This window comes from Algoriphagus aquatilis (assembly GCF_042657405.1).
Lineage (GTDB): Bacteria > Bacteroidota > Bacteroidia > Cytophagales > Cyclobacteriaceae > Algoriphagus > Algoriphagus aquatilis.
In genome coordinates, this window is sequence record NZ_JBHSKS010000009.1 from 27514 (window position 1) to 51928 (window position 24415).

The following is a 24415-nucleotide window of genomic DNA, read 5'->3' on the forward strand; positions in this document are numbered from 1 at the left end:
TTAATTTACTTCCTTAACAAGAGGCTGGAAATTCATTTTCCAGCCTCTTTTACTTTGGCAAAATAATTGCCCAGTGAGCGACATGAAAATTTCTGTTTTTCTCGCTGCCTGTGGGATGATGTGGTCTATTTGGATGACCTCCGTAATGATTGATTACAAAGAATTGATCGGATCTTGGCAGTTGGTTCATTTTGACGGGATGGAAAAAATTGTCTATTCGCCTCAATACCAAAATGCTACTCCTGCCCAACGTGCAAGCATGGACGCCAGAATCAAATTCAGACTGGAAAACACCGTGTATGAATTTCTGGAAGGAGGAAAGCTGAAATACATCGAACTCCAGGACCAAACCATTGTTCGAAAAGAAGCTAAAGTAGAGCTGAGTGAAGGAAATCTACTATTGATTCACGACGAAAAAGGTGACCGACTCGCACAGATTGTGGAGTTTACTCCTGACAAACTCGTCCTTCAGCCTATCAGCAAAAATGCCAATACGGGAAAACTCATCTTCGAACGCATTAAGAAATAATTCGCCCTTAAAATAAACCGAAAGCCTCCGGAGATTCTTTGGAGGCTTTTTTAACCCGCATTATGCATTAGGATCCGTAGTGAGAGCTCAAAATGCAAGAAAATCAAGCATTTAACGAATGAGTCATAGCACCGCTCTGGTGAATGAGTTAAATGCAGAAAAGCGATTGATTTTGAAGCATATTGGGCTCGGAATAGGAAGTCTAATGCATATTGCGGGTTTAATGCTTATAGATCGAGTCCCAATTGACTGGGAAGCAGTTGAAAGCTTTTTCGGTGCCAAATGGTGCTTCCATGTTTTTCGATTCCCTCTCTGTGGGCTTTGGTGGGATAGCCGGCATTTCGTTCCCAGGCATAGTGGGGAAATTCGATTGCCAATTTCTCCATCAAATCATCCCGATACACTTTGGCTAGGATGGAAGCTGCTGCGATGGAAGTGAATTTTCCGTCTCCTTTGATCACACAGGTAAATGGAATAGTCAGGTCGGATTTCCATCTATTTCCATCAATCAATAGATGATCAGGAACTTGATTTAATTGTAAGACGGCTCGTTTCATGGCCAAGAAAGAGGCATGAAGAATATTGATTAGATCGATTTCATCTACACTGGCTTCTGCAATTGCCCAAGCAAGGGATCGTTCTTTGATCTCGGAAATGAGTTCCTCTCGGTTGTTTTTACTCAGCTTTTTGGAATCATTGATCCAAGGATTGTGATAATCCGGTGGTAAAATCACAGAAGCCGCCACTACAGGGCCTGCCAAGCAGCCTCTACCTACTTCATCGCAACCTGCCTCAATTCGATTAGCTTCTAAATAGGGGAGAAGTGACATCCTTGTGGCCGTAGGAAGGTTTGTAATACTTGTGAATCATTTCGGCTACGAGGGCCGTCCAGCCTGTCTGATGCGAAGCACCAAGACCTTTGCCCGTGTCCCCATGGAAATACTCATAAAAAAGGATGTAATCCTTGAAATGAGGATCTTCTTGGAATTTGCGCTGATTTCCATAGACAGGGCGATCGCCGTTTTCATTGCGCATAAAGATCTTCATGCAGCGAAGGGAAAGCTCTTTGGCAATGATATCCATCGTAAGGAAATTCCCCGAGCCAGTAGGATACTCGATGGAAAAATCTCCTCCGTAGTAGTAGTCAAACTTTTTCAGGGACTCAATGATCAGGAAGTTGATTGGAAACCAAATCGGACCTCTCCAGTTGGAGTTACCTCCAAACATTCGGGTGTCAGATTCTCCCGGAGTGTATTTGATGGAAAGGGTATCTCCATTGATCTTCATCGCATAAGGATGCTTTTCATGGTATTTGGAAAGCGAGCGGATACCAAATTCACTCAGAAATTCATCCGAACTCAGCATGCGATGAAGTACGCTTTTCATCCGGTGTCCCCGAAGAAGAGAAAATAAGCGACGCTTGTCGTAGCCAGGTTGAATCCAGCTTGATACCAGTGCGGCGAGTTTTGGTTTTTCCCGTAGGAAAAAGTCCAAGCGCTTTTTGAATTCGGTTAGCTTATCAAACAAGTCTTCCCGAATCGGCTCAACAGCAAATAATGGGATCAAACCTACGATTGACCTTACTTTCAGTTTTTTAGGTTCTTTTCCCTGATAGTGGAAAATATCATAGAAGAAATTATCCTCGTCGTCCCAAAGTGAAATGTGCTCAGAGGAGATGTTGTTCATCGCACCGGCGATGTAGAGGAAGTGCTCCAAAAACTTGGTCGCGCTAAATTGATAGACCGTATTGAACTCACACAAGTCCAAGGCAATGCGCAGCATATTGAGCGAAAACATCGCCATCCAGGAAGTGCCGTCTGCCTGCTCTAATTTCCCTTGGTAGTATTGGGCGTGGTTTCGGTCAAAAAGGGAAATATTATCCAATCCCAAGAAACCACCTTCGAAAATGTTGTTGCCTTCATTGTCTTTGCGATTGACCCACCAGGTGAAGTTGAGCATCAGTTTGTGCATCGCACGCTCCAGAAACTCCCTGTCGCCAACCCCACCGTTGCGTTTTTTGTCTATCTGATACACACGCTGCACCGCCCAAGCATGGACGGGCGGATTGACATCAGAGAAATTCCACTCATAAGCCGGAATCTGTCCATTGGGATGCATGTACCACTCATTCAGCAGGAGTAAAAGCTGGTTTTTGGCAAACTCAGGATCTATTCTTGCGATTGGGATACAGTGAAAGGCAAGATCCCACGCCGCGTACCATGGGTATTCCCACTTGTCGGGCATGGAGATGATATCAAAGTTTTGGAGGTGGGTCCAGGTGTGGTTTCGTCCCTTTTTTCGCTGCTGAGGAGGTTGGTACCTTCCTGCATCTCCTTCCAGCCAGCGATTGACATCGTAGTAGTAAAACTGCTTGGACCACATCAAGCCAGCATAAGCTTGTCGCTGAATGGATTTGTGCTCTGGATCGGTGATGTTTTCCTGAAGGCTGTTGTAAAACTCGTCCGCTTCTTTTTTTCTCAGTGTCACACTTTCCTGACAAGACTTGAGTGGCTGCTCCTCTATCTGGTGCTGCATCCTCATTTTTACTTGGACTTGTCCTCCAGCTGGGATGGTCAATTCATAAAGTGCAGCGGCTTTGGTGCCTACGTTTGCAGGGTTTAGCTTAGAAGCATCGCCATGGACGACATAGTCATTGATTCCGTCTTTGGTGTACTTTCGCTCATTTGGGATTCCATAGAGGCGCTCTCTGTTGGTCTCGTTATCACAAAAGACGAGTTTGGAACTCTCGCAGAAATTAAAAATATAATTGCCTGACTTGGGATTAAAGGCTTTAAAGGAATGCTCGTTGAGTTTGGTGATTTTGGGCATGAAAGGCTCGTGCCCGGTAAACCAAAATTTACGAAACCAAACCGTTGGCATGACCCAGATTTTAGCTTCTTCAGGCCCTCGGTTGTGGATAGTAGCCGTAGCGACAATATCTTCTACATCGTTTTTGGCATATTCCAGAAAAATGTCAAAATACCGATCTTCATCAAAAATTCCCGTGTCAATCAGTTCGTACTCGGTCTGGAGTTTTCCGGCTTTTTTATTTTCATCGATGAGTTTTTGATAGGGGAATTCGCTCTGAGGATACTTATAGAGCATCTTCATGTAGCTGTGAGTAGGCGTGGAATCTAGGTAAAAATAGATCTCTTTAACGTCCTCTCCATGATTACCCTGATTTCCGGTCAGACCAAAAAACCGTTCCTTGATAAATGGATCTTTTCCATTCCAAAATGCCCAAGCCATGCAAAGGATTTGGCGATGATCGCAGATGCCACCGATCCCTTCTTCACCCCAGCGATAGGCTTTACTTCTTGCATCATCATGGGTTACATTTTCCCAAGCAGCACCATCAGGGCTATAGTCTTCGCGAACGGTACCCCATTGCCTGTCGGTGAGGTAGGGGCCCCACTTCTTCCAATGCTTTTTGCGCTCCTTATCTTCTTGTAATCGTATATATTCAGCTGACATGTACTATTCTCCTTTAGGCAGGGGTCGAAATTATCATTTTCAACCAATTAAAGGGCAAAATGATCAAATCTAACGGAATAAAAATGTGCAGTTTATTTCAGATTTTGAGCAAAACCGCAATTGCGATGGAGAAGATTTTATTCATTTCTAATAAGGAAACCGATTGATATGTAAGGGTGGAGTGATTTTTAATTTTGGTCAGACGTTTAGATTACCACGCCCGATTTTCAAGATTTTTTCCAAATTCGCTATTATTTTTTCTTCTACACTTGTAGAAATAATATTGTATTCTACATTTGTAGAATATTGATACTTAAAATTATGTTGCCTAAAGCTGAAGAAGAATTGATGAACTACCTGTGGGAATTGAAAAAGGCCTATTTGAAGGACTTGATTGATTCCTATCCCGAACCCAAGCCTGCTGCTACGACAGTTTCTACCTTGCTCAAGCGGATGCAGGATAAGCAGTTTGTAGGCTATGAATCTACCGGCAAATCCAGGGCTTACTTCCCTTTGGTGACCAAAGAGGCCTATTTCGGAAAGCATATTCAGGGTTTGATCAAAAACTTCTTCAACGATTCTCCTGCCCAGTTTGCTTCCTTTTTTGCGCAGCAAACCTCCTTCACGGAAGCCCAACTTCAAGAACTTAAATCCATGATCGACGACCAACTTAACCGCAAGAACTAATGGAATACTTGCTCAAATCCATCCTTTGCCTCCTTCTCCTGCTGCTGTTTCATCGTCTTGTCCTCCAGCAGGAAGTGCTGTATCGGTTCAATCGCTTTTTCCTGCTTGCTGCGGTGATCGGTTCATTTTTGATTCCTATGGTTACGATTGAGGTAGCGCAAGAAGAGGCTAATTCACTTGTTCTGGAAGATGTTTACTCAGAGGAAATTACTTCAGTTGAGCCTTTTCAAGCGGTGGTAGAAATGCCGGTTTTGGAAGGAGAAAACCATGGGGCTGACAAGGTCCAAATCCCTTGGAAGGAAATCGGTTGGACGGTGTATTTGATCGGTGTGGTTGTTTTTTTGGTCAGATTTCTACGAAATCTTCGATTGATCTTTAACCAGGTCAACGGCAACCTTAACGTGACCTACCGTCAGGAAACCTTGGTGTTGATTCCAGAACTTGTCTCGCCGTTTTCATTTTTGAAATACATTTTTTACTCAAAGAATGCTTTTGAAAAGTATGGGATTTCCGAAGCGGTCTTTCTCCACGAGCAATGTCATGTGCGCGAGAGACACAGCTGGGATGTGATGTTTATCGAGGCATTATTGGTGGTTTTTTGGTTTCATCCAGGTTTGTACCTCGCGATACAATCCATCCGACTCAACCATGAATTTATCGCTGATCAGCAAGTCATCCAGCGATTGCCCGTCAGTGAGTACCAGTCGCTTTTGCTTTCCATTCTTTCAGGTCAGCAAGTCTTTGCACTTGGCAGTAGTTTGAATTTTCCATTAACCAAAAAACGATTTGCTATGATGAATAAAACCACTCCAAAAGGAAAAAAATGGGCGTTGATAGTGCTTTCATTTTCCTTAATCCTAGTTTCTGGATTCCTGTTCTCGACAAAGGTGGTAGCTGATAAAGCCGAGAATAGTCAGTCTACCTCTGAGACAAAAAAGAGTGTGGCCTTTTCTCCTTCCTCTCAAAATTTATCAACTTACACAGCGCTTTACGGTAAGTATCAAACCCAAATCAATGCAAATCGGCTTTTTTCCACCTTTACTCAAGAAGAAATTATTCGCATGGAAGGGGATTTTCGTTTGTTGGAACTTGGTTTTGCAAGACTTTCTCTAGAAGAAAGAAGACAAGTCAAACGCCCATCCTTTCCTTTTGCCAAACTAACCCAAGATGGGAAAGTCATCTATAAAAAGATAGAAGACCTGACCGAAGAAGAACGGAAAAACATGGCCTGCTAGGTTTAGCTGAATGCAGGTGAGGTTGGGTTTGCTCTGTTTTCAAAGACCTGTTTTTCAATCGTGTGCTTTTCGATAAGGTCACGCAAGATCCTTGGCCAGGCGAAATTCCATGTTCGGACTTCCAAGCTAGCCTCGAAATTGGATTGAGTCAGGTTTTTCAATTTCCCAAAGTCGAAGCTATCTGAGGCCATTCCCGCACCCGAAGCTTCCGCATCCAATGCATTGCAGGCTTGTTCGTATTGTCCTGCTACTGGGATCATGAGGACCGGTTTGCCCAGATACATCGCCTCGCATACGGATTCAAATCCCGCGGTACAAACCAGTCCTTTGCAGGCTGCCATGGCTTGAAGGAAAGTTTGGTCATTGACGCGGTGAAAGCTGAGATTGGGCAAAGGTTGCTCTATTTCCCTTGCCTCTTTCTTATCCCAAAAGGCTTTGATGCTGATTTCAGGATGTTTGTTTGCAAAATCTAGTACTTCTGTGGCATAGCCGGAATTGACCATGTAGGCTAGGTAAAAATTTTCTTCTGAGCCGGACAATTGCTTGACTTCCTTTCTCAATAAGGGTGGGACCACTTGTAGGTTTCCGTAATTTTCTTTCGGCAGAAAGGAAAGTGCCAATCGCTCCTCTGCACCCATTGCGGTGATTCGGGTGTGGGTTCGAAAGAGGAATTTCCCCAAAGGTCTACCCTTGGCAAAGTGGAACTCGGGGTGCGCTTCCAAGTATTGGTGCCCGATGGCCCACCAAGTCGCTTTGGATTGAAAAAACAGGTGGTACCAGCCACCTAAAGCTTCGTAGAAATTCACCACAAAGTCAGGTTGGGTTTCTTCTAGGATCTCATTTATTTGCTCAAGGCTATTCCAAAATTTGGGAAGCTTACCCAAATTTTTGAAGATGGTCTTTCCAAGTAAAATTCGCTTTTCAGCCCCGTCAGATTCAAAGTTGGGGCTGCTGACAGGGAATACTTCGGCTCCGATTTTTTGGAGGAAAAAGTCAGGAATAACTCTGCGTTCGCTTTTTCCCACTACTACCGCTGCAAGTTCGTGACCTTGCGACCGGATCAATTCAGCAAAAGAGAGTGCCTGTGTCATGTGTCCACGACCTTCACCCTGAACCAAAAAGACAAATTTCATGGCTTAAATCCGGAAAGAGTTGGGTTGGATCGAATCATCCTTGATCAGATCAAAAGCGACTCGGTGAAGGGGGATGATAGAAGAAATTTCTTCATCAGTTGTTAGTGATGCTGTGACTTCTGTTTTGAAGTTCTTGAAGTCTAACTCGCGATAATGGATCAATTCCCAATTACCCTCGTGGTCTTCGGCCAAAGCGCTCATGGATTCCACCCAATCTCCGGAATTGAGGTAGTGGATCCCATCAATCATCCGGTTTTCCGGCTTGTGGATATGCCCACAGATGATGCCGTCACAGCCTTTTGCTTTAGCCATTTTGGCAAGTTCGGATTCGTAGTCGTCGATGTAGGAGACTGCTTTTTTTACTTTTCCCTTCACATATTGAGAAAACGAATAGTAGGGTAGGCCGGCTTTGAATCGGTAGTAATTCACGATTCGGTTGAGCCAAAGCAAAAAAGTGTACCCAATGTCTCCCAAAAAGGCGATCCAACGAAAATGGGTGGTGACGCTGTCAAAGATGTCGCCATGGGTGACGAAGTATTTCCTACCATGGGACTCATAAGTCATGTCTGACAGAATCTGCAATCGACCGATTTGTAGTGGCAGGATTTGATCCAAAAAGTCATCGTGATTGCCACGGAGGTAGTAGACTTGAGTCTGATGGTTTTCCATCAGTTTGAGGATTCTGTTGAAAAAACGAGTGTGCTTTCTTTTCCAACTACCTGATTTTTTGAGTTGCCAACCATCAATAATGTCTCCATTTAATATGAGGTTTTCACAGCGAAACTGCTTCAGAAAACGTGCGATTTCTTTGGCCTTAGATCCCTTGGTGCCCAGGTGGACATCGGAGATAATGAGTGTTTTGTAATTGGTTTTCAATGTGTTGGTTTTAGTCGAAAGCTAGCTTTGAGATGTAAATCCATCATGTTTAGGTTGTTAAGGATTTGTTTTGATTTTAGAGTTTTTGGATTTGAATATGAAAAATGGATTATTGGAAGATGAACAAATCCTATTATACACTAAAAAGTTTTTTGGACACTTGGTTTAATTTATAACTTTAACCTTGTTCTTTGCTATCTCACCCCAAAGCAAGCAAAGGTTTCACGCTACAACTATGGATATCACAATCTTATTAGAATGGGAAAATGCGATTCTTTCAGAATTGGATAGATCAAAAAGTCTTTTGAATGAGATTTTTTCCCAAACACAGGCACGTTCAGAAGAATTTGAACTACTGATTCTACATAATGAAAAGCTTGTAAGCAAGTCGTTTATTGAGTCATTTATTCAACAGATCATTGAGGAATTCGATGGAGAGCCAAAAGTTCCTTTTTCTGTGATTAATGTAGATGATGCTCATTACTTTCAACTTAAAAACAGAGGGGTGGAATTGGCCAATGGCAATAAAATTATCTTTTTTGATAGTGATATTATTCCACAGGAGGGCTGGTTTGAAGCTATTTTGGAAGCAAGCAATCAACACCCCAATTCCATTATTTCGGGTTGTTCTTACATAGACAATTCCGATCTTACAGGAAAAGCCTTTGCCCTATCCTGGTTTTTCCCACTCCCTCCTTCAGACACTAAGCTCAATGAAGTTTCATTGATTTTTTCAAATAATTACCTGGCACCTAGGGAACTCATGCTGTCTAATCCTTATCCTAAAATGGAAGAAGGAGTCACTAGGGGTGCTGACACACTGCTTTGGCAAAGGTTGAAAGAAAAGGGGATAAAACTCTTGACTCATAATGGGGCTAGAGCAACGCATCCAGCACCCAATGGAATTCAGCATATATTGAAAAGAGGTCTGGCAGAGGGTAGAGATGATTATAAGAGGTTATTTGAAAAGGAGTTTGAAGTAAGAAAACCAATGCTTCGATTTTTCAAAATTTATCTTTACCGATGCCGAAAAGTCTTCAAATCTACTCTGATTAATGGCAAAAAAGTAGGATTAAAAGGGCTTGAAATTCCCGGTGCGATAGGGCTGATGCTTTTTTATTATCAACTTTACCTGATCGGTGCTTTGACAACCAAGTTTCTGCCTTCTGTGGCTAAATCGAGTTGGAGGATATAATTTTTTGTGCTTCTTCCTGACTTTCAATTGCTGTTTTATGTAAGCGGTAATTGCGTATGAAGCCCTTCATTTTAGTTTCGTCTTGCTGAAATGTAAACTCAAATGAAAAAAGTACTACTTGTTTTAATGTTAGCTTTTGCCTTTGGAATGGCAAATGCGCAAGAGCCTATTTACAAGGGGAATTACGAGCTCGCAGCTCGTTTTTCGCCTGAAAAGCTCCGAAAAATGATTTATTCCACCAGTGTTGACCCGCATTGGATGAAAAAGTCTGACCGATTTTGGTATGAATACGAGACTAGTGAAGGCAAAAACTGGTACATCGTAGATCCTGTCCGACGAACCAAATCACCGATGTTTGACCGTGACAAGCTGGCTGCAGAAATCACCAAGGCAGTCAAAGATCCCTTTGATGGACAGCACCTGAAGTTGGACGACCTCAAACTCTTGGAGGACGAAAATACGATCCAGTTTAAGGTGAAAAGCACTGCAGACGTCGTAAAAAGTGATTGGGCCGAGATCAAAGCTAAAAACAAAAATTCCAAAGATTCACTTGAAAAGAAGGTTCATACATTTCGTTTCAATCTGACTTCTCAGCAACTCACAGAGATTAAAACCGAAAAAGACCCTAAGCGCTTGGCTTGGGCGAATATTGCTCCAGACTCATCCAAAGTGGTTTTTGTCAAAAATTTCAACCTCTATTGGATGGATAAAGCCAATTTTCTCAAGGCAGTAAAGGATGAAAAGGACTCGACGATTGTGGAGAACCAACTCACCAAAGATGGTGAAAAAGACTTCCCTTACGGTGGAGGTAGCTTTGGGGACGATAATGAAGAGGTGGAGAAAAAGAAAAATGACCGCAAGCGCGCAGCAGTCCTTTGGAGCTCAGACAGCAAGCAATTTATTCTGACCAGGACCGATCAGCGAAAAGTGAAAGACCTGTGGGTAATCCACAATACCCGTGACCCGCGCCCTACCTTGGAGACCTACAAGTATGCGATGCCGGGAGAAAAAGAACAACCACAGACTCACCTGTTGCATTTCTCTTTTGATTCCAAAGAGCTAAAAAACCTACCGATTTGGACATTTGCCGACCAGACGGTTTCCCTATGGTCCACCACTCTTCCAACCAATTCCCGAGATGATGACTTCAGACCGGCAATTTGGTTGGGTGATTTGAAGGAGTTTTATTTTGCAATTACCTCGAGAGATCTGAAGCGCGTGGATGTGGTTCGTTGGAACCTCGCAACTGGCCAAAAAGAAGTGGTAATCGAGGAACGTAGCAATACCTACATCGATTTTGAAAAATTGGAGATTGTCGGAAGCGAACTGATCTGGTGGTCAGAGCGTGATGGTTGGGGACATTTTTACCTTTATGGAAAAGACGGTTCACTGAAGCGGCAGCTCACTTCAGGTCCTTATCACACCGCAGGTGCTGCCCGAGTAGATGCCAAAACACGCAGACTTTTCTTCACTGCCAATGGCCGCGAAAAGGGTGAGGATCCTTATTATGAGCACCTGTACAGTGTAAGTTTGGACGGAGGTGCTGTGTCTTTACTCAATAAAGGAGATTTCAACCACGAGATCAGCATCAATGACAATGCCTCTTTCTTTGTCAATAATTTCTCCCGAGTGAACACCACACCCGCCTCAGTGCTCTATGACCGCAACGGGGCAAAAGTGATGGATTTGGAGACGGCAGACTTGAGCCAGCTTTTTGCAGCAGGCTACAAATTCCCTGAGCCATTTAAGTTTAAGGCAGACGACGGCATCACTGATTTGTATGGGGTGATGTACAAGCCATTTGATTTTGACTCTACCAGAACCTACCCATTGATCCAGTATGTGTATCCAGGACCTCAAACTGAAGCTGTGAATAAGTCTTTTGGTAGAGGAATGGATCGTACAGACCGACTGGCGCAGTTTGGATTTGTGGTCGTTACCTTGGGTAACCGTGGAGGACATCCTGCCCGATCCAAGTGGTATCACAACTATGGCTATGGCGATTTGAGAGATTACGGTTTGGCTGATAAAAAGGCTGCAGTAGACCAGTTGGCTGACCGTCATTCGTTTATCGATCGCAACAAAGTAGGAATTCATGGACATTCCGGAGGTGGATTCATGTCCACGGCAGCGATGCTTGTTTATCCAGAAGTATTTAAAGTAGCTGTTTCCTCTGCCGGTAACCACGAAAATAATATCTACAACCGCTGGTGGTCTGAGAAGCATCATGGGGTGCAAGAGCGAGTTTCACCTACAGGTGACACGACTTTTGTTTACCAGATCGAGAAAAATCCAGACTTAGCTAAGAATCTAAAAGGTCATCTCATGTTAAGTACTGGTGACGTGGACAATAACGTGCATCCCGCCGGTACCATCCGAATGGCCAATGCGCTCATTAAAGCTGGAAAGCGTTTTGAGTTGGTGATCCTACCCGGCCAAAGACATGGCTATGGCGATATGACCGAGTACTTCTTCTGGAAAATGGGAGATTACTTCGTAGCGCACCTGCTAGGAGATCATAATCCACCACCTGTTGATATGGTGGAAATGCAAAGGGACAAGCCAAAGGATAAGTAATTGTGTCAGGCTGAGCATAGTCGAAGCTTCTTATGAGAACCTTTGATTCCGATATATCGGGATCAAAGGTTTTTTTTTACCATTTAAGTCACTGCAAACTTGCCTTTCAATGGTATGGTAGGGGGCTTAGAAATTTTTAGCTTAAAAAATTCAAAGGAAAGGGTGGATGAGAATCAAGGCTTTCAAAGGCCCTCATCTTTCTTGATTTATTCAGGTTTTTGTCATTGAGATCAAGGAAGTGAAAAGAATACAACGCATAGGGTTTTAATTGCTAAATAGGGTTACGGTGATGTTGGTAAAAATCTTTGATCGTGGAAATTGGATTTTATTTTATCTCCTGAAAGATTCAAGAAAAGATGGTCTAGCGTTGGTTCGGTTTCAAATAGCTGACTTTTAAAAATTGATATAAGGATTTGATGATTTTAGGCTAATGGTAGTACAATTGAAAAGCTTGATCCTACATTTTCTTCAGATTTCAAATCTATGAAACCTCCATGAGCCTTTACAATATCATAGGCTAGACTAAGACCCAAACCAGTTCCTTTCCCAGTAGGTTTGGTGGTAAAAAAAGGCTGAAATATTTTCTCTTTAATTGAGTCTGGTATTCCTGTTCCGTTGTCTTTGATCGTAATTTTTATACTTTTTTGATTGGAAGTGTGGCTTTTCCCTATTTCAGGTGATTTGATTTCAAGTTTATCCAGACAAGTGGAAACTTCTACCGTTGGGATATAAGAATTACTTTCTTTTTTAGCTCGTTCAGTGACAGCGTAGAAAGCGTTGTTAATCAAGTTTAAAATTACTCTTCCAATATCCTGGGTAACCACTTCGAGTTTAGGTAGTTGAGGGTCAAAATCAGTGGTGAACTTGGCCTTAAAATCCTTGTCTTTGGCCATTATTCCATGATAGGACAATCTTAAAAACTCGTCCACCAATGTATTTATATCTGTTTCTACTTTATCTCCTACGCTAGACCTACTATGCTCCAGCATTCCCTGAACAATTGAATCTGCTCTTTTTCCATGCTGATTGATTTTTTCCAAATTTACCTTAATGTCTTCCGTGATCTCAATTACTGAGGGAAGGTTACCTTGGGACAATTCCTCTTTCATCTCATCAAGTAATTCAATAGAGACCTCAGAGAAGTTTTTCACAAAGTTCAAAGGGTTCTTTATTTCATGAGCAATCCCGGCAGTAAGTTCGCCTAGACTCGCCATTTTTTCGGACTGGATGAGTTGAGCCTGCGTAGATTTTAACTGATCTAATGCTTGCTCTACTTTTTCCCGTTGCGTGTTGATTTCTTCTTTTTGCTCTTGGAGTATCTGATTAGCTTTTTGTTTATTGATGTTATTTCTGAAAAGATAGATACTCAATAAAATAAAAATCAGCAGACCTGAAAATGAAGCGAAAATGATCAGTCTTTGGTTAAAAACTGCTGCATTTTTCAATTCGGTATCCTTTTGAAGTAATTCGATTTCAGCCTCTTTTTTATTTAGTTCGTATTCAAATTGAAGCTGTTGAATCATCTGCTCTGTGCTAGATTTTGCAATTTCTTCTTTTACAATTTTTGAGTTTATCTCATTTTCATAAGCAGCTTTGAAATTTCCAGTAATGGCCTGGATTTCGGATAGATTTTGGTAAATATCCAAAAGTTCATTTTTTGCATCGACTTCGATTGCAAGACCTTTTGCTCTTTCAAGAGTGGTCAGGGAATTTTCAAAGGCATTTTGTTTTTTTTGAGTTTTAGCTAAGCCAATCAAGCTTTGAGTTAATTCAAACTTAGCTTCTAACTTTTCAGAAAGTTGGATAGCATTACGATGAAAATTATATGCTTTTTGGAAGTTACCTATGGCTGCATTTATCTCTCCAAGTTGGGTCAGTGGAAAAGTGGCATCTATGGTCCCATCTGATAATTTCAAGGCTTTTTCATGAAAATAAATTGCAGAATCGTAATTGGCTTCCATGAAATATACCTCTCCTATATTCATCGAAGCAGTGGCCATTCCCTGCTGTTCATTAATTTCTTCAAAAACAATTAATGATTTTTTGAAGAAAGAAAGCGCCTCTTGAATAGTGCTTGTGTTTTTAAGATACACTGTTCCAATGTTATTTAAAGAAGTCCCAATTCGTAATTTATTCCCTAGTTCTTCGGATAATTTCAACGATTCAAAGTGTAACTCTAAAGCTTTTCGGCTATTGCCCAGCATGTAATAAATTGATCCCATGTTACTAAGGATATTGGCTTCACCTGTTTTATTGTTGGTTTCGTGGAATAATTTTAAGGCTTCTTGAAAACTTAAAATTGCATCTTGAAATTGCCCTTGTTGGGCAAATGCTCTCCCCTTGGCATTGTGGGCCTTCCCCAATCCGGATTTAAAATCAAGTTCTTCTCCCAGTTTGATGGCTTTGTCAAGATAAGTTAATGCGGTTTTGAGATCTGATCCTAGGTATTCTAGACCTAGCTCCAGATAGGCTGTCACTTTGGTACTGTCTTGATCTAGACTGTTAAGCTTAGTCAAAAGGCTGTCTTTCTTGGATAGTTGCGCAAATCCTTCAGAATAACTAAAATATAAGAAGGCAATAAAGAGAATAAGTGTTCTTGAAAAAGTCATAACTTTCTGATAATGATGTTTTTTATTCATTCAAAATGGTTTCTTACCTTATCCAAAAAAACCTTTTTAGATTAAAGTGACGACTTTATCCGATTTAATTTTTTCAACGATTTGATTGGATACAAACCATCACCTTTTTTCCGATGAAAGGTTAGTGGCAATTTTATAAGTTGCCTTCCCTCATTTGCGGCTGCAGAAGATATTGAATTTTTACTTATTATTTCTCAATTAGTGAATGGCTTGAGTTTAAAACGTTTTTTTTTAATAAAAAACTTGATCTGTAGAATTGAATAAAAAAAAAGAATGGAGGTAACCCCATTCTTTTTTTCAATGTTAAGTCAATATCAATTTTTCAAGACTCGTATTGACTTTAATCCAGATTTGGTTTGGATCCTGATAAAATAGATACCTGCATTCAAGTCTGAAAAATCCAGTTCAATTCTACGGTTTGCTGAATTCCATGTCCCTCTCCATGTCAAATCCCTTCCCATGGCGTCGGTTAATGTTAAAGTTGAAGCAGAAGGAGCCTCATCTAAATGACCATTCAAGCTAATGGTAAATTTGTCTTTAACCGGATTTGGATAGGCATTGATCATTCCCAGTTCTTCCTCCACAAAAACAGAAGGATTTCTTTCAAGACTTTCTGCCGGGACGTTGCGTAGATTTATTACTGATACTTTTGGTCTAATCGCGATGGCTTGAGCAGCCCAACTTTCTCCTACGCTTGCTCTTGCACTGATCTCACCAGTTTGTCCAGGATCATTTTGAATGGTGAAGGCCATCATGTTTGAAGTTAATCCTTGTTGGTTATTTGGATCATCATACACTTCAGTATAACCTGAAGGGGCGGTCCAAGTTGCATTTTGTTTATTAGTGAAATATGCCAAAACCAAAGTTTTGCAATCTGCTATTGTGAGGGATGGTGCAGTCGCTATCATACCAGATGCGCCAGATGCGCCACTGTCTGTTACAATAGGCCCATGTTCATTTTCAACATCAGCTCCGCTTATTCTTGTAATACCCATGGTCCATTTTGGACTCTGACTGATTCGGAATCCATAAGTTGGAGGTTCGTTGGCTGTGGCGACTTTATAGAAGGTAACTATGGCTACCTGATTGAGCTGATTAGTTCTTCGAATTAATTGCCAACCGGCAGGAGGAGTCACTGCCGGTGATTGACCTTTTTCAAACATCAATCCTACTATCAGTAAATCTCCGGCTACCGTATTTGCTGGTCTGGAAATTATTGCAGGATTGCTCGTGTTTCCTCCGCCTTTTGCTGTGGCAAATCCTGCAACAATTGGAGCTTCGTTTACACATCCTATAATCGTAATCAAGGCAGGATCTGAACTTGCCTCACTGTAGTTTTCGTCACCGATAAAGGTGGCAATTACACGGTAAGTTCCTGGCCAAACAGGAGCGATATCAGTTGGGCTGTAAGTTGTCGAACCTGTTCCGGTGTACTTGAGTGTTAGCAAGCTTTGATTCAAGACATCTTCTGGTCCTCCTATTCCATATGCGGTAGCTGAAGCAGAAACAGGATCGCCTGTAAATTCAATTGGGCTTTTTGGGACAGAAAGAGTTACTATTGGAGTAGCCTTGTTTACCGTAAGATTTCCCTTTTTGACGGATGATACCACATAATTTGAAGGAGAAATTAGTGAGATAATTGGTTCGATTTCATAGGTTCCTCCCGGTATTCTATCGCTAATCTCAGTTGAAGTATCATCTTTTTTCAAAGAATAGGAGATTGTTGCGACAACAGTATTCTCATTATCCTCCAACAGTACAGTAGAATTATTTTCATCTTTAAAGGATGTGCTCAATCCAAACCCTTCGAATGTAGTAGTAAACTCTGGTGTGGAATCACCAAATGTAATCTCATCTGGATCTGCAAAAGTAGATGCAGTCAGGTCTCCAGAAGTAATAGTCAGTTCTGCTGGCAAATAGGAAATTTTGAAGTTTCTGGAAGCATAGGTTCCCGGTATTATAAAATGATTACCCACGTCAGTTCCAGTGACCATATTTATGGCAAAGAATTGAAGATTAGCTGCAGTGGTATCTGTCTCTTCACCAAAGTCATAGAAATCTCCCACTTCATCATTTTGGCCTAGTTGGGCTTGCTCTAGATCTTTTTCTCCGAATACAACCAAGGTTTTTTCCTCTTCCTGAACGCTTCCTTCGGTGCTGTTGATTATCGTGCGTGAATTAATGAGCGTTCTGCCATTGATGATTGAACGTGCATTGATTATTGTTCTTCCATTGATGATAGTTCTTCCATTCACAATGGTTCTAGCGTTGATCATGGTTCTAGCATTGATCATTGTCCTACCATTGAGACTGACATCCTGAAGTGTCTGATTATCCTGATTTTCCAAAAAGTCTGTGAATGAAGCCGCAGGAACATCAAATGCTGAATTGATGATTGGTCTACCATTGATCAATGATCGGGCATTAATCATGGTTCTGGCATTGATCATTGACCTTGCACTTACCATGAAGCTCATATTTGTCAGAGTCGCCTTGTTGATGATGGTTCTTCCGTTGAAAATTCCCAATGGTAAAGTATTGTCACCTTCCAGTTTTGCAAGCTCAAGTTGATTTAAGTAATCTGATAAAATTTCACTTTTGAGTTGATTCAAATCTGCAATCAATAGTTTACCATCTGATTCAATAAATTCTTGAGGGATGATGATTTCAAACTTGAGTTTTTCGCTGATTGATTCACCATACTTCAGTGAAGATTCTCCAGTCAAATCCACGGGTTTGATTGTAATAGGTAATCCTTCGATTTTTAAGATTCCAGGGCCATAATTGCCCAAGGCATTATTAGTGCCGTCATAAAGGATGCTTCCATTTTCCTGTAACACTCCGACATAATTGAAGAAGTCTGAGAATGTAATGCTTGTTTGAGGATGTGATGCAGTGATAACATAGCTTCCCACCTCCGGAGTCTCACTAGTAATTGTACTTGAAAGGGTAAGGGGAACTAGATCATTATTTTCACCCACTTCGGTCAAGGTAATACCAACATCTTCCAGGGTTAAATCACTTTTTATCCAAGAATTATTCGAACGTTCATAAACGCTTGCCGTGAATGGATCAATTCCTTGTCCATATTTTTTGGATTGATCATCCGCACGAATAGCAATTGTCTTTTTGGTAGGATCGAAGAAAAATACAGGGCCTGCAGTCCCACCGTCTATCTTGGTTTCAGAAATAGGGGTATTAACAACCGTAATACCTGGATTGCCCTCAAAAGTTGGGACAGTTAATTCTAAATATCCCACCCCATTTTCATCCACTTTATAGGTGGATCCGACTGATTCTCCTCTAATAAGTACCTCAGATCCTTCGTAAATATTGGTGCCTTTTATTATCAAGGTAAATTCTATTTCCCCAGGAGTGATGTTTTCGCCATATACCAATTCAAGATTTTCTGGTTTTGGCGCTGCCAATTGTAATAGAGCTTTGTCTGCCCGTACAAGTCCCGAACCTGATTTGTTATCTGGTCCTGTTTCGTGCATGTCTTCTGCACTTGTGGTTAAAACTCTGCGTATATCAGCTGGTAAGCTTTCACCTACCTCACCTAGCCAGTTTTCAGGTTTGGTATTTGGGTAATATTTTAGTCGCGCTTGTTTAATCAAGGCTGCCACAGCTGCTACATGGGGAGCTGCCGCAGATGTACCAAAGAAGTTTGGAAAATTATCTCCTTCTAACTCCGGCGCAAATAGATTAACAGTGGTGTTTACACCATTAGGACCAACGAAATCCGGCTTAGCTCGAGTAACTCCATTGGTCAAGGTTCCCCCTCTTGAAGAGAAAGTTGCAACCGTAAACGGAGGTGTGCCTGCTGGTACAAGGGAAGAATTAAAGCCAAACACTTCTGTATTAGCATAAAGCACTGCACCTACAGTCATTGCACCTTCTGAATTGGCATGTCCGACCACGGTAGATGCATTTATTCCATTCTGATTAGTAGGATCCAATTCCCCTCGGAAAACCACATATTTAAACTTGATTCCCTTGTTTGAATCCAAGTCCCCACAGCTCTCGCATTCTCTTGCAATCACTAAATCGACGGTAGTTTCTTCGGTTACCGTAAATGAGAGAATTTCTAATGGGTCCCCATTGGCATTGTTTCGGTTGAATCCAAAAAGTGGTACCCCAAAATCTTTGAGATAAATATCAAGATCATATTCACTTCCTACTTGATCAATGGAATAAAGTGGATCATCCCATTGAAGCGCAATCATATACACAGCAGGACCATCTTTAGCAGGATAGACGTTGATGGTTTGAGTTGTTTTGCCATCGGCAAATTGGTGAACTCTGCCTCCATCATTCCATTCACCAAACTTCAAAGGCAGGCCTATAGAAGAATCGACCACGGGATTAAATACCCCCTCAAAAGATTTGGTGCCAAAATTTCCTGCTGCTGTGAAATAAGAAACACCTTGTGCAGTAACTTCATTTACAGCCTTTGCAACTTTCCCATCTGTGAAAAATGGTTCGGTGATGTAGGTAATATCGTCCACAATGATATCACTACCTGCAGTAGCTAAATCTCTTATCCCTTGAGCAAAATCCCCAGCTGTGATCACCCCTGTCCTGAATCCAAGTTGAGCACCGGGAGCTATATCATGTATGATCTGCAGCATGGCACGTCCTTCATCTGTGCCTGTTCCAAATCTGCTAGGTAAATCTCTTCTAAAATATAAGGGCTCACTGGGTAGATCTCCATTGGAGATATCGGCAGCAAGTGAATTGACGCCTGCGTCTGTTCTTGTGGCATAGCTATCTGATAGTACTCCGATTTTTATTCCCGTGCCATCAATAGGCTGATCATCCTCACTATGTTTATATCCAGCTCTTACCAGATTTGATCTCATGACCAAATCACCTTGAGTGGTAGTTGCACCTTTGTTTGGAATGCCTGGGATTGCAGGTCGAACGTAATTGATTATCTCTTGGTATTCACTGCTGTTGAGGTCAAGAAGTTTTGGAATGGGGATGAAACCGGCAAGTATTAATGAATTTGGATCTTGCTTTAATTCTTCCTCGGTAGGGGTTACGAATCCCAAGTTTTCAAGAATGAGTTTGACATCTGAAAACCGATCCTTGAAATATATGACTTCTATAAGCACATCAGTCCCGCTAATGTAGAATACTTCATTAGACTTTACGGATTGACCTTTTCTTAAAGTTTCATGGAGCGCCCTAAGCTCTGAACCGATAGGTTCGTAGACTTTTCCTTGAGAACATATTCCGAAAATCTGCCGATCATTGACTGTGATTTTGAAGACCTGAGGAGCACTGCATACTACTGATGAAGATACTTCAATGACGTCTCCATTAGTGACCAAAACAGATTCAGGAGTGTCTATAGGTGTGCCATTTCTCTTGAAAATCAACTGCGGACTGTAGCCAAATACATAATCTGTTAAATTGGCAATGGCTGTTTTTCCTCCATTTTCAGTGCTACAGAGTACGGCATCGATTACATTAATCTGAGTGGATGGATTTACTGTTATTGTAAAAGTTTTAGAAATGCCACACTCTCCCGTTGGGACGACTTCGATCACATCACCGTTTGTAACTAGGACGGCTTCTGGGTTTGCTAGTTCTACTCCTTCTCTTTTAAATTTCAATAAGCCAAAATTCACTTTTGCGAATTCAGTCAAATTTGCAATTGTCTTATTGGCTCCATTTTCTGTACTGCAGAGGATTGCATTGGTTACATTCAGTGTGGGTAGCGGGCTGACGGTTACTTTAAATGTTTTTGGTGTACCACAATTACCTTCTGAGATTACTTCAATAATGTCACCGTTTGCTACTTCGTAAGATTCAGGTGAAGTGATTTGAATACCACCTTTCTTATAAATTATAGAGCCCACATCTACTGAAGCGAATTCAGTCAAATTTGCAATTGCGGTAGTTCCTCCATTCTCCTTACTGCACAGAAAAGCATCTTTAACAGTGATGGTTGGAACTGGACTTACATTGACATTAAGGCTGCATTTTGTAGGAAGGCAAGCACCCGTGTTATCTACATAAACCGAAACAGTGCCCGGAGAGGTCCATTTAATCTGAATAGTATTAGTTCCTTGGCCAGATGTAATTACTCCTCCTCCAGTGACTGACCAAGCATATGAAAATGCTCCGCTCGGTACAGCGTATGTGGCTGAGGTACCTGAGCATAAATCTGAAGGACCAGCAATGTTGCAATCAGGGTTTGGATCGATGATTCCTGATGCAGCTTGAACAGAACGGTTTTGATTTCCGACTGAATTTCCATTGATGGAAACAGCACGGGTATGATAAGGCGAACCGCTGATACTAGAAGCTGAATTTCCTTCTCCCCAATCCTGTGCACTTGCAATATGCCCCCCCCAAGCAATGATTACTGTGTTATTTGGCCCATTCGTACCTACTACATTAAAAGTGATGCTGACTCGAGTGATTGCGGTTGATAATGTAGTGCTTTCTTGTACTAAATATTGGATGGACGAGATTGTTCCACCATAGATGGCCATTCTTTTTTCAGAATCTTTTAGCTTGCTAAAACTTTCGGAGGGTTGGGGAATGCCAGAAGGTGCTGGAATCTGGAAGTAGCTTGGGGTCCCAGGGTTTGGGATAACTGTTTCACAAATTCTATCAAAACTGGTGATGTAGTCAATAGCACTTTTACCGCCAGTCCGGGTGTCCCATTCGATGACGACCGTATTTGTTCCTGGCCTTAATCTGGAAATGGTCATTCGGTAAGGGATGGATTGCCCTTCTAAAAAATGACTATTACCCGAATTGGAATTTCCTGTAGCCCAAGTAACCGGGCTTACTGGATCTCTGTCTATTCCACCATTTTGCCCTTGTTCTAGCGTTACAGATTGAGAATAAGAATGGTTGGCGGTAAAAACCAAGGCCAAAAACAGCCCGATAGTTAATGAGTAGAAGCTACGCATTTGATTTTTTTTTGAAATTTTTGAAACAATTGAGACTAAAAAGATTTTGAAAAACCCAAAATCCACCTGTTTCATCTAAAGCACATATCATTTATTGATAATCCACTTTATATCAGATGAAAAGCACTTCAAAAGGTATGTAATTTTAAATAAAAAAAACAGGTTGAAAAATATAATAATCTGTAAATAAATCTATTGCGGCTACTAGGTTTATTTATCCTGTATTTCTCAATGGTTTTTTGAAAAATTATGATTTGAGTTTTAGACTTTTAATTTCTAAAACTTGATTTAAATGTCTACTTGAGCATTTGATTATTAATCCCTCACACACCGAAACCCCACCGTCGCATTTCGCTCAAATCCCTGACCGACCCGAAGCAGTTGCTGCCTGTGGGTCAGTTCTCTTGGTCCGCCTTGCACATACCACCAGCTACCCGATGGCTTGAAATAGGAGCCTCCTTTTAGAATGATGTAGCGGTGACTCCCGGACATATACTCGTCTTGGGTGAGTTGCCAGACCGAACCGACCAAGTCTTCGATTCCAAGTGGATTGGCTCCTTTGGGATAGCTGCCGAAAGCGTCCAATTTTCCATTTCCAAGATTGACCAAGGTGGAATCTATTCCTTCCAGATGCACAAAAGTCAAGGTCTCGGTGACGGGTTCTAGTCTGCGGATCACAGGAGTGATTTGCTCCCAAGGCCATTCCCTGCCAGTTTGTCCTGCCTGTGCTGCGTATTGCCACTCCGCCTCTGTAGGAAGCCGCTTACCCGCCCAACGAGCGTAGGCTTTGGCATCTTCCAGGCTGACATAAATGACGGGATGATTTTCCTGACCGGATGGAATTTTTCCGTTTTTCCAGTGCTTTAGGAAATTGGCGGTGTCAGAAGGAGTGTACTTGCTGGCTTTCAAAAAGGCTTCAAACTGCGCATTGGTCACAGGATGTTTGTCCATCCAAAAGGATCCAATGCTCAAGATTTTCCCCTCATCCTGCTTGGGATAAGGAATAAAGGCATCTCCATTCGTGGTTTTCAGCTCAAACTCACCTGCTGGAATCCGGATCATTCCTTTTGGGCTGGAATTGGCGGCAGCTGTTTTTCCCACCTTGGAAATCCTTCTTGGCGTTCCAGGTTTTAAGTTTACGATCGTCTCGTCCACCAAAATTCCATCCTCCAAATACTGAATCACCAAATCCCCTTCGAATCTCCCAAAGTGCTCCGAAATACGGACGTGTTGCACTTTTGCCTCAAGTTCCAAGGCATCCTTGGCATAGCTTGGCGCACTTGCCCAAACTCGAATTTGTCCCTTGCTTCTCGAAGTTTGAATATTCAGAAAATCCCCATCTAAACTCGCCTTAAGTACGATTGGTAATTGAGCGATGCAATCCACCGCGCCTTCATTGTTGGTACCGAGTTCATACTCAGGGTAAGCCTCTGTCTGTGCCTCGATCCACCACTTTCCATCTTTCTCCAGCGGAGTCAGGAGTTTGTGATGCCACAAATCCACAAAATGGGTTTCTTCTTTTGGTTCTACCTTAAAAAGCAACCCCTTAAATCCCTGAGGCCGGATGCTGTAAATGGTGTACAGGGTCTTTTCGTTGGATTTCCATTCATTTACCCAAAGGCTGTCTACTCGTGTAGGCAGCAGCGGGGTAAATCCTCTGGAAGTGAAATTAAAGGTGTTCTCCCTCAGAATTCGGCTGGTTTTGCCTAGGAAAGCATATTGCTCTTCTACCCAGTCCGGTTGACCAGGTGCCATGATGTTGAGCTCGGTCCCGTAGCCGTTGAAAAAAGCCGTGGCAAATTCCCGCCGGATTTTTTCCTTGAATAGTTCTGCTACCCGGAAGATGGCAAATTCCGGTTTAATCAGCTTGTTCAGGTTGAGCATGGGAGGGTAGTAGAGGGCATTATGAACTCTTCCAGAGACGATGGTCGGCATAGCTTTGGGAATCGCCATTCCCTCGCTGTACATGACCACACCTGGCTTAACCCGATCTGCCGCGTCCTGAAATTCTCTCCCAGCTTCAGCTTTGGTGTCTAGAACTACTCCATCCGCATCAGTCGCCAAAAGCAGATCGTACAACCCTTCAAAGTGGTTTTTGCTGTTGGTGCCTTCGTCCCAAGGATTGTAGCATACAAAAAACCGAGTACCTTTTTCCCTGCTTAAGCTTGCTTGATTCTTCATGGCTTCCAGTCCTCCGGGTAGGTCTTTGAAAAGGTCAAACTGGTTGCGTTGATCCAGTCCCAAGGTTGGCCAAGTCGGCCAAATGCTGATGACTTCGTCTCCACCGTAGAGCTTTTTCCCCCGGTTCAGAAAGTCCTGAAGGGTGTATTCTCCCTTTTCCAGGTCGTAATAAAACTTGTCCCAGGCATACATGAGATGCATCACATAGCTGTGCCGAATCCATTGGAGATCCTCTCGTTCAAAAAGTGAATTGTCAAATTCGGCAAGATCAAAGAGCATTTTTTCCTGAAAAACACGAGTCAAACCCACTTGCCAGTCTCCTGAGTAGCTCACCGCGTAGAGGTGATAATTCACTTTTCCACCTGGAAAAAGGACGGTTTCGAAGCGTCGGCGGGTACCGTTTTGGATGCTTTCACGATCTCTGCGAGTTAAGGCAGCGACCTTATCTTTTTCTGAAATAGAAATGGCTGCATAGCCGAGTTCCCAGGCATTGTCAGGTACAATCACATTGACAGGGGAGCGATTTGGCAGGAATAGATGGGTACGGGAAAGGGAGTGTTTTCCTTTTCCAGTGATCAAGGCTTCGGTTTTTTCCGCTGAATAAGGATACACATTATGCAGCTGAATTGTGTCAGCGGAGGTATTGGTAAAACTCAGGATCCATTCAAGTTCTCCGTCTAGGCGGTTGACTTTCTCAAGACTGAAGGTGAGTTTCGAAGAAGGGAAGGAGGTAGAAAATTGCTCTTCACCGACCGAATAGCTGATCAGCGGAGTGGGAGGATTTAGGTCGATTTTTTGATCTCCAAGTTGGATTGCACGAACTCTGAGATTTGAATCCAAAAGGATATTCTGAATCGGATTTTGAGCAAAAAGTGAGGTAATGGTGCCAAAAAATACGATTAGGGTGAATGGGATTGCTTGCTTCATGGTTGAATTTTGGGTCGGATTTAACTTAGG

At 42.2% G+C, this 24415-nt stretch carries 12 protein-coding genes; 5 read left to right on the top strand and 7 right to left on the bottom strand.

Annotated elements, in window-relative coordinates:
• Nucleotides 1-82 precede the first annotated feature (82 nt).
• Nucleotides 83-529 (top strand): hypothetical protein, encoded by a 447-nt coding sequence (locus tag ACFPIK_RS12050; protein WP_377915568.1) that lies wholly within the window; start codon nucleotides 83-85, stop codon nucleotides 527-529.
• A gap of 227 nt (nucleotides 530-756) precedes the next feature.
• On the opposite strand, the gene ACFPIK_RS12055 is transcribed toward ACFPIK_RS12050, so the two are convergent.
• On the bottom strand, nucleotides 757-1359 hold the full coding sequence (locus ACFPIK_RS12055; RefSeq protein WP_377915570.1) for a ribonuclease HII: 603 nt from the start codon (nucleotides 1357-1359) through the stop codon (nucleotides 757-759).
• Nucleotides 1331-4003: an MGH1-like glycoside hydrolase domain-containing protein gene (locus ACFPIK_RS12060; RefSeq protein WP_377915572.1), complete on the bottom strand. Its 2673-nt coding sequence runs from the start codon at nucleotides 4001-4003 to the stop codon at nucleotides 1331-1333. Before ACFPIK_RS12060 ends, ACFPIK_RS12055 begins: the two co-directional genes overlap by 29 nt.
• A gap of 321 nt (nucleotides 4004-4324) precedes the next feature.
• Here ACFPIK_RS12060 and ACFPIK_RS12065 point away from each other — a divergent pair, with 321 nt between their 5' ends.
• On the top strand, nucleotides 4325-4690 hold the full coding sequence (locus ACFPIK_RS12065) for a BlaI/MecI/CopY family transcriptional regulator (protein WP_377915574.1): 366 nt from the start codon (nucleotides 4325-4327) through the stop codon (nucleotides 4688-4690).
• Nucleotides 4690-5925, top strand: coding sequence for a M56 family metallopeptidase (locus ACFPIK_RS12070; protein ID WP_377915576.1), 1236 nt, complete (start codon nucleotides 4690-4692; stop codon nucleotides 5923-5925). Before ACFPIK_RS12065 ends, ACFPIK_RS12070 begins: the two co-directional genes overlap by 1 nt.
• 2 nt (nucleotides 5926-5927) lie before the next feature.
• Here the strand turns inward: ACFPIK_RS12070 and ACFPIK_RS12075 are convergent, their stop codons facing one another.
• Together ACFPIK_RS12075 and ACFPIK_RS12080 are read right to left on the bottom strand one after the other, a co-directional pair.
• Complete coding sequence (locus ACFPIK_RS12075) at nucleotides 5928-7058, bottom strand: glycosyltransferase family protein (protein WP_377915578.1); 1131 nt, start codon at nucleotides 7056-7058, stop codon at nucleotides 5928-5930.
• Between the two features lie 3 nt (nucleotides 7059-7061).
• Nucleotides 7062-7934, bottom strand: a complete 873-nt coding sequence (locus ACFPIK_RS12080; protein WP_377915580.1) for a UDP-2,3-diacylglucosamine diphosphatase — start codon at nucleotides 7932-7934, stop codon at nucleotides 7062-7064.
• 235 nt (nucleotides 7935-8169) lie between these two features.
• On the opposite strand from ACFPIK_RS12080, the gene ACFPIK_RS12085 reads away from it, so the two are divergent.
• Entirely contained in the window at nucleotides 8170-9129 is a 960-nt protein-coding gene (locus ACFPIK_RS12085; RefSeq protein ID WP_377915582.1) for a glycosyltransferase, read from the top strand.
• A gap of 102 nt (nucleotides 9130-9231) precedes the next feature.
• The gene (locus tag ACFPIK_RS12090; protein WP_377915584.1) at nucleotides 9232-11706 is read left to right on the top strand and encodes a S9 family peptidase; all 2475 of its coding nucleotides are present in this window, start codon (nucleotides 9232-9234) and stop codon (nucleotides 11704-11706) included.
• Nucleotides 11707-12128: 422 nt separating this feature from the next.
• On the opposite strand, the gene ACFPIK_RS12095 is transcribed toward ACFPIK_RS12090, so the two are convergent.
• The 3 genes from ACFPIK_RS12095 to ACFPIK_RS12105 form a co-directional block, all read right to left on the bottom strand.
• The gene (locus ACFPIK_RS12095) at nucleotides 12129-14345 is read right to left on the bottom strand and encodes an ATP-binding protein (RefSeq protein WP_377915585.1); all 2217 of its coding nucleotides are present in this window, start codon (nucleotides 14343-14345) and stop codon (nucleotides 12129-12131) included.
• Nucleotides 14346-14659: 314 nt separating this feature from the next.
• Nucleotides 14660-21277, bottom strand: coding sequence for a S8 family serine peptidase (locus ACFPIK_RS12100; RefSeq protein ID WP_377915587.1), 6618 nt, complete (start codon nucleotides 21275-21277; stop codon nucleotides 14660-14662).
• A gap of 315 nt (nucleotides 21278-21592) precedes the next feature.
• Nucleotides 21593-24385, bottom strand: a complete 2793-nt coding sequence (locus tag ACFPIK_RS12105) for a formylglycine-generating enzyme family protein (protein WP_377915589.1) — start codon at nucleotides 24383-24385, stop codon at nucleotides 21593-21595.
• Nucleotides 24386-24415 lie beyond the last annotated feature (30 nt).